Origin of the sequence: Enterobacter hormaechei subsp. hoffmannii, from assembly GCF_001729745.1 — a bacterium.
In the GTDB taxonomy this organism is placed as follows: Bacteria; Pseudomonadota; Gammaproteobacteria; order Enterobacterales; family Enterobacteriaceae; genus Enterobacter; species Enterobacter intestinihominis.
Window position 1 is genome coordinate 3,713,638 of record NZ_CP017186.1, and the last position, 12,989, is coordinate 3,726,626.

Annotated in this window: 11 protein-coding genes; 1 reads left to right on the top strand and 10 read right to left on the bottom strand. The window is 59.7% G+C overall.

Annotated elements, in window-relative coordinates; translation table 11 throughout:
* Positions 1-55 precede the first annotated feature (55 nt).
* The 3 genes from pgk to tkt form a co-directional block, all read right to left on the bottom strand.
* Positions 56-1,219, bottom strand: coding sequence for a phosphoglycerate kinase (gene pgk / locus BFV65_RS17460; protein ID WP_003860077.1), 1,164 nt, complete (start codon positions 1,217-1,219; stop codon positions 56-58).
* Between the two features lie 49 nt (positions 1,220-1,268).
* Positions 1,269-2,288, bottom strand: coding sequence for an erythrose-4-phosphate dehydrogenase (gene epd / locus BFV65_RS17465; RefSeq protein ID WP_022649326.1), 1,020 nt, complete (start codon positions 2,286-2,288; stop codon positions 1,269-1,271).
* Between the two features lie 356 nt (positions 2,289-2,644).
* The gene (tkt, locus tag BFV65_RS17470; protein ID WP_041908344.1) at positions 2,645-4,636 is read right to left on the bottom strand and encodes a transketolase; all 1,992 of its coding nucleotides are present in this window, start codon (positions 4,634-4,636) and stop codon (positions 2,645-2,647) included.
* 272 nt (positions 4,637-4,908) lie between these two features.
* Here tkt and loiP point away from each other — a divergent pair, with 272 nt between their 5' ends.
* Entirely contained in the window at positions 4,909-5,667 is a 759-nt protein-coding gene (gene loiP / locus BFV65_RS17475; protein ID WP_003860073.1) for a metalloprotease LoiP, read from the top strand.
* Positions 5,668-5,712: 45 nt separating this feature from the next.
* Here the strand turns inward: loiP and BFV65_RS17480 are convergent, their stop codons facing one another.
* Genes BFV65_RS17480 through BFV65_RS17510 form a run of 7 tightly spaced genes read right to left on the bottom strand, consistent with a single transcriptional unit; the run spans position 5,713 to position 12,981 of the window.
* On the bottom strand, positions 5,713-7,353 hold the full coding sequence (locus BFV65_RS17480) for a thiamine pyrophosphate-binding protein (RefSeq protein ID WP_069596936.1): 1,641 nt from the start codon (positions 7,351-7,353) through the stop codon (positions 5,713-5,715).
* Positions 7,354-7,366: 13 nt separating this feature from the next.
* Positions 7,367-8,836: an aldehyde dehydrogenase gene (locus tag BFV65_RS17485; protein ID WP_058646125.1), complete on the bottom strand. Its 1,470-nt coding sequence runs from the start codon at positions 8,834-8,836 to the stop codon at positions 7,367-7,369.
* 9 nt (positions 8,837-8,845) lie between these two features.
* Positions 8,846-9,616, bottom strand: coding sequence for an aspartate dehydrogenase (locus BFV65_RS17490; protein WP_069596937.1), 771 nt, complete (start codon positions 9,614-9,616; stop codon positions 8,846-8,848).
* 9 nt (positions 9,617-9,625) lie between these two features.
* Complete coding sequence (locus BFV65_RS17495) at positions 9,626-10,420, bottom strand: SDR family oxidoreductase (protein WP_063148693.1); 795 nt, start codon at positions 10,418-10,420, stop codon at positions 9,626-9,628.
* Positions 10,404-11,174 (bottom strand): alpha/beta fold hydrolase, encoded by a 771-nt coding sequence (locus tag BFV65_RS17500; RefSeq protein WP_069596938.1) that lies wholly within the window; start codon positions 11,172-11,174, stop codon positions 10,404-10,406. Before BFV65_RS17500 ends, BFV65_RS17495 begins: the two co-directional genes overlap by 17 nt.
* A 9-nt stretch (positions 11,175-11,183) precedes the next feature.
* A complete protein-coding gene (locus tag BFV65_RS17505) occupies positions 11,184-11,714 on the bottom strand; it encodes a cupin domain-containing protein (protein WP_022649339.1) in 531 nt (176 codons plus the stop codon).
* A 10-nt stretch (positions 11,715-11,724) separates the two neighbouring features.
* Positions 11,725-12,981, bottom strand: coding sequence for an MFS transporter (locus BFV65_RS17510; RefSeq protein ID WP_022649340.1), 1,257 nt, complete (start codon positions 12,979-12,981; stop codon positions 11,725-11,727).
* Positions 12,982-12,989 lie beyond the last annotated feature (8 nt).

Sequence of the window (12,989 nt, forward strand, 5' to 3'; positions counted from 1 at the left end):
GCGAGCTCTGATAAGCGCGCTGAAAATTGGGCAGGTTTCCCTGCCCCTGAATGGCTTACTTCTTAGCGCGCTCTTCGAGCATTGCTACTGCTGGCAGGACTTTGCCTTCCACGAATTCGAGGAATGCGCCGCCACCAGTGGAGATGTAGGAGATCTTGTCAGCGATACCGAACAGGTCGATAGCTGCCAGGGTGTCACCACCGCCTGCGATAGAGAACGCTTCGCTGTCTGCGATAGCGTTAGCCACGATTTCAGTCCCTTTGCGGAAGTTCGGGAATTCGAACACGCCGACAGGACCGTTCCACAGGATAGTTTTTGCGTTTTTCAGGATTTCAGCCAGTTTCTGTGCAGAAACGTCGCCCAGGTCCAGAATCTGCTCTTCATCTTTGATGTCGTTAACAGATTTCAGGGTTGCAGTAGCAGTTTCGGAGAACTCGGTTGCCACGCGAACGTCAGTTGGAACCGGGATATCACAGGTACCCAGCAGACGTTTGGCTTCGTCAACCAGATCCGCTTCGTAGAGGGATTTACCCACGTTGTGGCCTTGCGCAGCAACGAAGGTGTTCGCGATACCACCGCCAACGATCAGCTGGTCAGCGATTTTGGACAGGGAATCCAGAACGGTCAGTTTGGTAGAAACTTTAGAACCACCAACGATAGCGACCATAGGACGAGCAGGTTCTTTCAGTGCTTTACCCAGCGCTTCCAGTTCATCAGCCAGCAGTGGACCTGCACAGGCGACGTCTGCGAATTTACCGATACCGTGGGTAGAAGCCTGCGCACGGTGAGCCGTACCGAATGCATCCATCACGAATACGTCGCACAGCGCAGCGTATTTTTTGGACAGGGTTTCGTCGTCTTTCTTTTCGCCTTTGTTGAAGCGAACGTTTTCCAGAACAACCAGCTCACCTTCAGCAACTTCTACGCCGTCCAGATAATCTTTCACCAGGCGAACCGGGCTGGACAGTTTGTCTTTCAGGTAATTAACAACCGGCAGCAGAGAGAACTCTTCGTTGTACTCGCCTTCAGTTGGACGGCCCAGGTGGGAGGTGACCATCACTTTAGCGCCCTGCTTCAGAGCCAGTTCAATGGTTGGCAGAGATGCACGGATACGCGCGTCGCTGGTCACTTTGCCATCTTTAACCGGTACGTTCAGATCGGCACGGATGAAAACGCGTTTACCTGCCAGATCCAGATCGGTCATCTTAATTACAGACATGGTGAATCCTCTCGTTGATTCTTAAAGTTTTGCAAGCGCAAGGTGCGCTCTACCTGAAACCTTTTGCGGCCATAGCTAACGTGGTGTCGAGCATTCGGTTAGCAAAGCCCCATTCGTTATCACACCAGACCAGCGTCTTGATGAGGTGCGCACCACTGACTCGCGTCTGCGTGCCATCCACGATGGCGCTGTGCGGGTCGTGGTTAAAATCTACTGAGACCAACGGTAATTCCGTATAGTCAACTATACCATGAAATGCTCCCTGTGCCGCTTTTTGCAGCAACAGGTTGACTTCACAGGCTTTTACCGGTTTTTTCACCGTCACGCTAAGATCGATTGCGGTGACGTTTATCGTCGGGACGCGCACGGCAATCGCTTCGAAACGGTCGTTAAACTGCGGGAAAATACGCGTGATCCCGGCAGCCAGTTTCGTATCCACCGGAATGATGGACTGGCTCGCCGCGCGAGTGCGTCGTAAATCCGGATGGTAGGCGTCGATAACCTGCTGATCGTGCATGGCGGAGTGAATCGTGGTCACGGTACCGGATTCAATGCCATACGCATCGTCTAACAGTTTAATGACCGGAATAATGCAGTTGGTGGTACAGGAGGCGTTGGAGACAATGCGGTGTTCAGCCTGCAGCTCGTGCTGGTTGACACCAAACACGACGGTGGCGTCGAGGTCGTGACTGCCGGGATGGGAGAACAGCACTTTTTTCGCTCCAGCATTCAGATGCGCTTCGCCATGTTCACGGTTACCGTACACGCCGGTACAGTCCAGCACCACATCCACACCCAATTCGCGCCAGGGCAGCTCTTCAATACTGTTCTCATGCAGCACGCGGATGGCATCGTCACCGACGAACAGCTGTTCCCTTTCCTGGCGAACGTCCCAGGCAAAGCGACCGTGGCTGGTGTCATATTTCAACAAATGCGCCATGCCCGCAGCATCCGCCAGTTCATTGATTGCCACCACGGTGATTTCCGCACGACGCCCGGATTCATATAAAGCACGAACCACGTTGCGCCCGATGCGACCGAAGCCATTAATCGCTACGCGTACGGTCATAGATCTCCTGCAAAGCTATCCCTGAGTTTGAGGTGGCTGAAAGAGTAATCCAGCGACGCCCGAAGGGGAATCCTTGCTGTCACAAACTGCGATTGATTGGTCAATTGTCGAACATTTAATCGACTGAAACGCTTCAGCAAGAATAAGCGAATCGGGGAATAAAAGGAATCTCTGTCCAGATGAATAAGCGAGCTATATGACTTGCATCACATTTTCGGTGGAATAATTTACAGAGCAGTTACATGTCTGAGGAATCGTGCATACAAAAAAGCCGGGTGGCGCTAACGCTTACCCGGCCTACATTTTATGCCATTTGTAGGCCCGGTAAGCGTTAGCGCCACCGGGCAAAACGGCAATTACAGCAGTTCTTTCGCCTTAGCGACAACGTTCTCAACGGTGAAGCCAAACTCTTCAAACAGCTGTTCAGCCGGCGCAGACTCACCAAACGTGGTCATACCGACGATAGCGCCGTTCAGGCCAACGTATTTGAACCAGTAGTCAGCGATACCCGCTTCCACTGCCACGCGAGCGGAGACCGCTTTAGGCAGTACAGATTCGCGGTACGCGGCATCCTGCTTGTCGAACGCATCGGTAGACGGCATGGAAACCACGCGCGCTTTCACGCCTTCAGCAGTCAGTTTTTCCCATGCGGCAACAGCCAGTTCAACTTCAGAACCGGTCGCGATAAAGATCAGCTCAGGCTGGCCCGCGCAATCTTTCAGCACGTAACCACCGCGGGCGATGTTTGCCAGCTGCTCTGGGGTACGTTCCTGCTGCGCCAGGTTCTGACGGGAGAGGATCAGCGCGGTCGGGCCGTCCTGACGCTCAACGCCGTATTTCCACGCCACCGCAGATTCAACCTGGTCACATGGACGCCATGTGCTCATGTTCGGGGTCACGCGCAGGGAAGCCACCTGCTCTACCGGCTGGTGAGTTGGACCATCTTCGCCCAGACCGATGGAGTCGTGGGTGTAGACCATCACCTGACGCTGTTTCATCAGCGCAGCCATACGCACGGCGTTACGTGCATATTCTACGAACATCAGGAAGGTAGAGGTGTACGGCAGGAAACCACCGTGCAGAGCGATACCGTTGGCAATCGCAGTCATACCGAATTCACGTACACCATAATGGATGTAGTTACCGGCAGTGTCTTCGTTGATTGGCTTAGAGCCAGACCACAGGGTCAGGTTAGATGGCGCCAGGTCAGCGGAGCCGCCTAGGAATTCTGGAAGCAGAGGACCAAACGCTTCGATCGCATTCTGAGACGCTTTACGGCTGGCGATTTTAGACGGGTTCGCCTGCAACTTCGCAATGAACTCGTTCGCTTTCGCGTCGAAGTCAGACGGCATGTCACCTTTCATACGACGGGTGAATTCAGCCGCTTCCTGTGGGAAGGCTTTCGCGTAAGCCGCGAACTTCTCGTTCCAGGCTGCTTCTTTCGCCTGGCCCACTTCTTTCGCATCCCACTGCGCGTAGATTTCAGATGGGATTTCGAAGGCAGGGTGTTTCCAGCCAAGCGCTTCACGGGTCAGTGCGATTTCCGCGTCGCCCAGTGGTGCGCCGTGGGAGTCGTGAGTGCCCGCTTTGTTCGGAGAACCGAAGCCGATGATGGTTTTGCACATCAGCAGGGACGGTTTGTCGGTCACGGCGCGCGCTTCTTCTACGGCACGTTTAATCGAGTCAGCATCGTGGCCATCAACGCCGCGCACAACGTGCCAGCCGTAGGCTTCGAAACGTGCGGCGGTGTCGTCAGTGAACCAGCCTTCAACGTGACCGTCGATGGAGATGCCGTTGTCGTCGTAGAACGCAACCAGTTTACCCAGCTTCAGGGTGCCTGCCAGGGAGCACACTTCGTGAGAAATGCCTTCCATCATGCAGCCGTCGCCCAGGAACGCATAGGTGAAGTGGTCAACGATGTCGTGGCCAGGACGGTTGAACTGTGCCGCCAGGGTCTTCTCAGCAATCGCCATACCCACGGCATTCGCAATGCCCTGACCCAGCGGACCGGTAGTGGTTTCAACGCCAGCGGTGTAGCCCACTTCCGGGTGACCTGGAGTTTTGGAGTGCAGCTGACGGAAGTTTTTCAGCTCTTCGATTGGCAGATCGTAGCCAGTGAGGTGCAGCAGGCTGTAGATCAGCATAGAGCCATGGCCGTTAGACAGCACGAAACGGTCGCGGTCTGCCCATGCCGGGTTCTGCGGGTTGTGGTTAAGGAAATCACGCCACAGGACTTCGGCGATGTCAGCCATGCCCATAGGGGCGCCCGGGTGGCCGGATTTGGCTTTCTGTACTGCGTCCATGCTCAGCGCACGAATAGCATTAGCAAGCTCTTTACGTGAGGACATTTTAACTCCAGATCGGACTGTTAAAGGCCATGCCCTTGACGACAGCGCGTTTTGGGCTACGCCGGAAAAAAGTGCCAACAATGTAACCCAAGCCGCAGGGCATGTACATGGACCATTCTTTTGCAGCTTAAGAAATCTCTGGATCATGCTCGCATGTTGCGCAATCTACTCGCCCGCCCCTGTAGATATTCCTTATACTTAGCCCGACACCGGCTTCGTTGACGGTGCATTTTTCGGAATTAATTCAGATTAACGAGTACGGAAGCAACATCATGAAAATGCGTGCAATTGGGCTGGCTGTGGGAACAACGCTCCTGCTAAGCGGCTGTCAGAATATGGATTCTAACGGCCTGATGACCTCAGGCGCAGAAGCTTTTCAGGCCTACTCATTGAGCGATGCGCAGGTGAAAGCGCTGAGCGACGAGGCCTGTAAGGATATGGATGGAAAAGCTACGCTTGCCCCGGCAAACAGCACCTACACGCAGCGTCTGAACAAGATTGCTTCCGCGCTGGGCGACAACATTAACGGTCAGCCGGTTAACTACAAGGTGTATATGGCGAAAGACGTCAACGCCTTCGCGATGGCTAACGGCTGTATCCGCGTTTACAGCGGCCTGATGGACATGATGACCGACAACGAAGTGGAAGCGGTGATCGGCCATGAAATGGGTCACGTTGCTCTCGGTCACGTGAAGAAAGGGATGCAGGTTGCGCTGGGCACCAATGCCGTGCGTGCTGCGGCGGCCTCTGCGGGCGGCATTGTCGGCAGCCTGTCCCAGTCGCAGCTGGGCGACGTGGGTGAGAAACTGGTTAACTCCCAGTTCTCCCAGCGTCAGGAGTCGGAAGCGGATGACTACTCTTACGATCTGTTGCGCAAACGCGGCATCAATCCATCGGGTTTAGCCACCAGCTTCGAAAAACTGGCGAAACTGGAGGAAGGCCGTCAAAGCTCCATGTTTGACGATCACCCGGCCTCCGTTGAACGCGCGCAGCATATCCGTGACCGCATGGCGGCAGACGGAATTAAATAAAACTTCGGCCCGGTGCGCGCCGCGCTACCGGGCAACAAGGCTCAATCAGTACAGCGTTTTCTGTGGCGGCCCGGCAAACTTCAGGGCGCCAATCTGCCCCATCCGCACTTCCACCACCGACGGCCCCGGCATCGCCAGCGCTTCCGTCATCACCGCATCAAAGTCCTCAGCCCGCTCAACGCTCCAGGCCTGTAGGCCAATCGCCTGCGCCAGCAGGGTAAAGTCCGGTGTATGCAGTTCGTTATAATACTGACGCCCGCCAAAATATTTATCCTGAATACCGCGCATTACGCCGTAGCCCCCGTCGTTCATGATGAGCAGCGTCACGTTGGCTTTCTCCTGCGCCAGCGTCGCCAGCTCGCCTAAATTGAGGCTCAGGCCGCCGTCGCCCACCAGTCCCACCACCCTGCGCTGCGGGTTGGCAATCGCGGTGCCGATGGCCATCGGCAGTCCCATACCAATCGCCCCGGCGAGAGAGTGAATGTTCAGCAGCGGACCGTTAGCCCTGAACAGACGGCTACCCCACAGGCTGCCGGACACGGTGATATCGCGCACCAGCAGGCCGTCTTTCGGCAGGGCTTTTTCTATGGCGTCGTTAAGCTGCGCATAGGCGCCGCACTGCTCGCGCAGCCCCTGCTCAGCTTGCCCGACCGCCTGCTGCACCTGCATATCCCACTGGGCGTTGCCCCACTCGCGGCCCTGCACTTTTTCAGCCAGCGCGCCAAGCACCGCGGAACAATCGGCTATCAACGTGCTATCCATCAGGTAGTTACGGCTGGCTGCCGCCGGGTCGATATCAATCTGCACGCACGGGGACGGCAGCTCAAGCGTCCAGGAGCGGGTTTCGTTGCTGCGCAGACGTGAACCGGCGACCAGCGTAAAATCACACTGCGCAATCAGCGCCTCCACCGACGGCGAGTTGTGGAACGCCCGCAGGCTGGCGCGGTGGTCGTCCGGCAGCACGCCGCGCGCGTGGGTGCTGGAAATCACGGTGATGCCCGCATCCGCCAGTTTTTTCACCGCCTCAGCGCTTCCCAGCGCCCCGCCGCCCAGCCACAGCAGCGGCTGTTTCGCCTGTTTGAGCTGCGCCCACAGCGCGTCAACCATCCCGGTATCCACGGCTGGAACCGATGCCGGTTTGACCGGGGCGGTAACCAGCGACAGCGGAATTTTGGCGCCCTGAATATCAATCGGGATTTCCACCGAAACCGGTCCGCACGGCGGGGTCTGCGCGTCCTGGATGGCTTTATGCAGAATGGCTATCGCCTGATTCGCATTGCTGATACGGTACGCCCGCTTTGAGCTGGCCTTCAGGAAGGTCAGCTGATCGCGGGTTTCATGGATAAACCCGGTGTCGGCGTCCAGCCAGGCTTTCTCTACCTGCCCGGTTAAATGCAGCAGCGGCGTGCAGGCATTCATCGCTTCCACCAGCGCGCCTACCGCGTTCCCGGCCCCCGCGCCGGTGCTGGTCAGCGCCACGCCGAGGCCGGAAAAGCGCCCGTGAGCATCGGCCATGGTGACGGAACCGGCTTCACCGCGCGCGGGCACAAAGCGGATATTGCCCCGCTGCCCAACCGCATCCGCTATCGGCAGGTTGTGAATGGAGATGACGCCGTAGATGGCCTCAACCTGATACTGCTCCAGCGTTCTGGCGATGGCGTCGCCGACGGTTATCATTTCGCTCATTGCTCACCCTTTCTCAGTCGCACCAATGGTTGACGCTGTTACCCGTCGCCAGATAAATGCTCTTTTGTTGCATCCAGGCTTTCAGCCCCTGGATACCCTTCTCGCGGCCCAGACCGCTCTCTTTAAAGCCCCCGAACGGGGTCGAAATCGCAAAAACTTTGTAGGTGTTGATCCACACCGTACCGGCCTCCAGCTGCTCGCTGAGGCGCAGCGCCCGCCCGGTGTCGCGGGTCCAGATCCCTGCCGCCAGGCCGTAGACCGAGTCGTTCGCCTCGCGAATAAGCGCCGCTTCATCGCGAAACGGCATCGCCACCAGCACCGGGCCGAAGATCTCTTCCTGACATGCGCGGGCGCTGTTGTGTAGCCCTTCGATAATGGTTGGCTGGAAGAAGCTGCCGTTTGCCAGAGCGGGATCGGCGGGGATCTCGCCGCCGCACAGCACGCGGCCCCCTTCCCGCTTCGCAAGTTCGACGTACTCGATCACGCTCTGGCGATGTTTCTCGCCGATCAGCGGTCCTACATGCACGCCGTCGGTAAACGGATGCCCGACGCGCAGCCCGCGAGTTAATTCCAGCAGCCTCGCCATCAGCGGGGCGTAAATACTCTCGTGGATAAACAGCCGCGATCCGGCGATGCACGCCTGCCCCGCCGAGCTGAAAATGCCGTAGCAGATCCCACGCGCCGCCTGTTCGATATCGGCATCCTCGAGCACGATAGTCGGCGATTTGCCGCCCAGCTCCAGCGAGGCCGGGATCAGTTTTTCCGCCGCCACGTGCGCCAGATGACGGCCCGTAGTGGTTCCGCCGGTAAAGGAAATTTTGCGCACGCGAGGATGACGCGCCAGCGCATCACCAATCACCGAGCCTTTGCCCGGCAGCACGCTCAGCAGCCCGGCGGGCAGCCCGGCCTGTTCAAAAATCCGCGCCAACTCCAGCGCCATCAGCGGCGTGGCTTCGGCGGGCTTGAGGATCACCGCGTTCCCGGCGGCAATCGCCGGTGCGACCTTCTGCATTTCGCTGGCAATCGGCGAGTTCCACGGCGTGATGGCCGCCACCACGCCAAGGGGCTCGTAGCGGCTCAGCGTCAGCAGATCCGGCTGGCGCGGTGTCGGAAGTTCACCCTCCAGCAGCTCGCAGGCGGCGGCAAAGTAGCGCGCCGTTCCCGCCGCGCTCATCACCAGCCCGCACGCTTCCGCCAGCGGCTTGCCGTTATCCCGGCTCTGCATCTGCGCCAGTTCATCCACACGGGATTCAATAAGATCCGCCACCTTGTGCAGGATCTTCGCCCGCACGTGCGGCAGGCTGTTACGCCAGGCGGGATCGCGCCAGGCGCGCTCTCCGGCGTCTACCGCCTCCTCCAGGTCATCCAGACTGGCGGCGTTCAGCGTTGCGTTGATCGACCCGTCTGCCGGGAAGTGGCTCTGCATCGGGTTACCTCCGCCGTGTCGCCACTGTCCGCCGATAAAAATCTTCAGATCGTCCATCGTCACTCCTCAGCTCAGGGCCAGCTCGCGGCAGGCGCGCACCGCGCTCAGTGCCGCCAGGGTGGAGGTTTTAGGGTTAGACGCCAGCGGCAGCCCGCTCAGCTCCAGATGGAATTCGCCAAACAGCCCTTCGACGTGCAGCGTGTGGGTGTTACGTTTCGTTGCCGGGTCAACCATCAGCTGCACGCGGGTGTCATCCATCCCGACGCCGCCGAGCGCCACGGTCGCCGCTACGTTGGCGTTCGCCGGGAACAGCCGCGCCGCCTCGCGGGCGCTGCCTTCAAAAAAGACCTTTGCCTCTGACACCGCATTCAGATCGATAAGCTGCTCGGCATAGCTGCCGCGCCAGCTGGCCGGGCTTTTACGGGACTGATAAGTGACGCGTTCAAGCCCACCCTCTTTCGCTGCCGCCAGCCCGTCGATACCGGCCACTGCACCGGAAAGCAGAGTCAGTTTTCCGCCCGCCGCGAGCAGGCGCTGCTCCAGCGCGCTGTCCGCCAGCGCGCCGGTGGAAATGACGGCCAGATGCCAGCCGCGATGCAGGATCTCTTCCCCGTACTGGGCCACCGCCTGCTGGCTGGCGCATTCCAGCACCAGATCCGGCGTTTGCGCGCACGCCATTGGCGACGTCAGCGCCTCGACCGCATCGCCAAACTGGTCGTGAATGGCGGCATGGTGAGATGCGCGCGCCACGATCCAGCCGATAGCCACACCGGCGGGCAGGCGCTCAATCACCGCCTGCGCCATGGCACCAAAACCAATCAACATTACCTTTTTCATGATGCGTCCTTACAGATGGCGACAGAAGCCGCCGGAAACGTCCAGTGCGGCGCCGGTGGTAAACGAGGCCAGCGGCGAGGCGAGGAACAGCAGCGCCTGCGCGGGCTCCTGCGGCTTGCCGAGGCGCGCCATTGGAATGCCGCGCTTGCGCGCGATATCCGCCGTCCACTCCGGCCAGCTCTGGCTTTTGTCCGCCCGGTTTTCAAAGCGGCGCTGCCACTGGCCGGACTCCACCATGCCGAGCAAAATGGAATTGACGCGAATGCCTTTACCCACCAGCTCTTTCGAGAGCGTCAGCGTCATGTTCAGCAGCGCGGCACGAGCAGCGGAGGTAGCGATCATGTGCTCCTCCGGCTGTAGCGCCAGCAGGGAGTTGACGCAGGTAACAGAGGCAATGTCTGACTGCTCCAGCAGCGGCTGAAACGCCTGCACCGGATTGATGACGCCAAACAGCTTCAGCTCTGCCTCGTGCAGCCACGCCTCGCGCGGGGTGTCATGGAAGTGCGCCACGTAGCCCTGCCCGGCGTTGTTGATCAGCAGATCAGCCGCGCCAAAGCGCGCCTGCACCGCATCCGCAAAGGCCTGAACCTCGTCGGCATTCAGCACGTCGCAGCGGTAAGAAAAAATCTCCCCGTGGGGGAATTCGTTTTGCAGCGTCGCATGGGCGCTGGCGAGCCGATCCGGGTCACGGCCGCAGAAGGCGACTTTCGCCCCTTCACCCAGCAGCAGGCGCAGCGTTTCAAAGCCAATGCCAGAAGAACCGCCGGTGACTACCGCTACGCGCCCGTCAATTTGTGCATTCATCGCGCACCTCTTCGTTAATGCGTAAAAGCTGTTGGTTGAAAAACACGTCGTTATCGAGATAGCTGGCGTGCCCGGCCTGCGGAATGGTGGTAAACGGCATGCCGTAGCGCAGCGCCAGCCCCTGCACCAGTTCGGGCTGCGTTATCGCGTCCTGCTCGCCACACCAGACTTCAAACGTGCCGGCGTATCGTTTAAGCCAGCCGTGAATGTCGTCATGCGCCAGCATCCACGCGGCTGCAAGGTAGCCTTCCGGGCGCAGCGTGCGCATGCCCGCCGCGACGGTGGCGATATCTTCCGCGCGCGCGCCGGGGCGCAACAGCTTCGCGGCGCGGGTCTGGGCGAGGATTTCGCCGCCCAACGCCATCTGCTGCTCGCGGTTGCGCCAGACCTGCTCCCGCTGCTCCGGCGCGGCATTGCCGTAGCCCTGCGCAGCGTCGGCCAGTACAAGATGAATGACGCGATCCGGGAACTTCGCCGCAAAGGCACTTGCGACCAGTGCCCCCAGGGAATGGCCCACCAGCACCGCCTGCCAGACACCGGCGCGATCCAGCATCGCCGCCAGCACGTCGGCGTAATCCCCCGCGTTTGCCCGCGCGACGGCCAGCATCGGGCTTTCGCCATAACCGGGCATGTCCCACGCCAGCACGCGAAAACCGTTCAGTGCCATCTGCTTGTGCCAGGACGCAGCGCCAGAGCTGATCCCGTGTAGCAGCATCAGCGGAATGCCGCTTCCCTGTTCACGAAAACCCGTCATGGCGCCCCCTTAGTTCCGCTTCACTTTCGAGAGCGGATGGTCGGACGGATAGGTCGGGATTTCCGGCTTGTTGGTCCCCAGCATGACGCACATCAGCGCCTCTTCTTCCCCGTGGTTAAACAGGCCGCGATAGATGCCCGGCGGGACGGAGATCAGGTCACGCTCGCGCAGCACGGTTTCGGTGTAGTTGTCGCCGTCCTGGATCATCAGCGTGATCTGCCCCTTGAGCATGAAGAACACCTCTTCCACGTCGTCGTGCAGGTGCAGCGGCCCTTCGCACTTCGACGGCAGTACCATGGTCGAGAAGGTAAAATGGTCCGCCTGCACGGTGTTGGTGTCGTTCGCTACGCCGGTTGCGCCGGTGCCGATGTAGCGCATCTGCGCCCGGCGGTATTTCGGGTCAAAATCGGCCTGGAACTTCAGCGCGTTCCAGTCGTATTTACGGCCTTCGAAGCGCGCGATGCGCGACTCGACCCACTCCTCCATCGTCAGATGGTCAGGTTTGATGCCCGTTTTGTGGGTTACGGTTGAATCAGTCATGACACTCTCCTCAGTAACGTCTCAGCAGCGGCAGTAACAGGACGCAGCCCACCGCCGCCATCACCGCCAGAAAAATCAGCCCGGAATCCATGCTGTGGGTGAAGGCGATAAGCGCGCCCATCACCGCCGGCGACAGCGCGCCTGCAAAGTTTCCCAGCCCGTTGAAAATGCCGCCCGCCGTGGCGCTCACCCGGGGATGGGTGGCCTTCGCCAGCAGGGCGAAAATGTTGGGCGCGCCGGTGCCCCACATAAAGGTGCTGAAGCTCATCGCCGCGATGACGGCGAGCGGGGTATCGAGGTGCATCACAGCCGCCAGCCCCACCGCCGCCCCCGCCATCGAGATAAAGCAGGCCGCCGCGCGCTTATCGACCCTGTCCGAGAGCCACGCGCCAATCACTTCCCCCGCCAGCATGGCGATGAACGGCATCGACGACAGCCAGCCTGCATGCTCAAGGTGAATGCCTTTGCCTTTGATCAGGTAGCCCGGCAGCCAGCCGTTGATGCCCCACAGGTAGGTCAGGAACGCGATGTTAAAGATGCAGATGATCCAGAAGTGCGGGCTGACGAACAGCTCGCGCCGCGCGGCACGCCGCTCGTCCTGTGACGCCTGCGAAGTGCCGGGTTTAGCCTCCAGACGGATCCCGCGCAGGCCGATGCGTACAAAGATAAGCACCGGCACGGTAAGCATGGCCATGACAAAGAAGGTGCTCTGCCAGCCGAAGGTGTTCAGCAGCCAGAGGGAGAGCGGGAAGCCAATTGCCGCCCCTACCGGTGTGCCCAGCAGCCACAGCATGGTGGCGCGCGCCTGCAGATGCTGCGGGAAGTTGTGGCGCACGATGGCGAAAGCCAGCGGGAACAGCGGCCCTTCCGCCACGCCCAGCAGGATGCGCAGGACGATCATCAGCGTGTAGTTATGGGTAAAGCCCATCGCCACCATCAGCACGCACCACACAGCCATCATCCCGGTGAGCAGGCGCAGCGGCGCGATTTTGTCGCCTAAACCGCTCAAAAATACCGACGAAAAGCCGTAGCTCAGCAGGAAGGCGCTCATCAATATGCCGAGGCGCGTGGTGTCGAAATCAATGCCCATCGCCTGCTGGAAATGGGTATCCGAAAAGAGCGCCGCGATGCTGATTTTGTCGAAAAACGCCAGCAGCACGCAGGCCAGCAGCGACAACGGGATGGCCCAGCGCACCGCTTTTTCGGGCGTGCGGGTCCCCTCACCGCTCGCCTCAACCGGCGCGGTGTTCGTCTCTAGTGTGGTCATCTCTCCCC